At 29.8% G+C, this 744-nt stretch carries 1 protein-coding gene; it reads left to right on the forward strand.

Annotated features, from left to right (window positions below):
* Positions 1-744 (forward strand): motility associated factor glycosyltransferase family protein (locus SR63_RS02315; RefSeq protein WP_147498344.1); only part of this gene is annotated, 744 nt, incomplete at both ends.

Raw genomic sequence — 744 nt, forward strand, 5'->3', positions numbered from 1 at the left:
TTTCTACAGGACCATCTCTTACTAAACAACTTCCTTTGTTAAAAAAATATGCTAGTAAAGCTACAATTTTTTGTGCAGATTCTTCTTATCCTATTTTAGCCAAACATGGTATAAAGCCCGATTATGTTTGTATGTTAGAAAGAAAAGCTATTACAGCAGAATTTTTTAATCATGATTTTGGGGAATTTGATAATGGAATTTGTTTTATTATCAAATCCATAGTACATCCTAATGCCATAAATTACCTAACCAAAAAAACCGATAATTTTACTATAGTTTCAACCTATGCAAGTTTTATACAATATTTAAAATTAGATTATTTTGGATATTTTAACATGGGATTTAGTGTTGCACATATGGCTTGTTATCTTTCCTTGCATTTAAATCATAAAAACATCATTTTTATAGGACAGGATTTAGCTTATGCTGAAAATGGCAATTCTCATCCTGATGACTATCAAAATTCAGCTAGCTATGAAAGCAGAAGGTATCCACATCTTTACACTCTTGCTTATGGCGGAAAAGAAAAAATCAAAACTCACCATGTCTGGCTCATGTTTAAACGAAATTTAGAGCAAGATGTGCAAAAAATACAAAAGTATTTAGATACTAAAATTTACAACTGTACCGAAGGTGGAGCAAGGATAGAAGGAACTATAGAAAAACCTTTTCTTTGGGCTTGTGAGAATTTACTTGATAAAGATTTAAATAAACCTTTTGTGAAATTAGAACCTTTAAGTTTAA

The organism is Campylobacter sp. 2014D-0259 (assembly GCF_008000505.1).
GTDB classification, from domain to species: Bacteria; Campylobacterota; Campylobacteria; order Campylobacterales; family Campylobacteraceae; genus Campylobacter_D; species Campylobacter_D jejuni.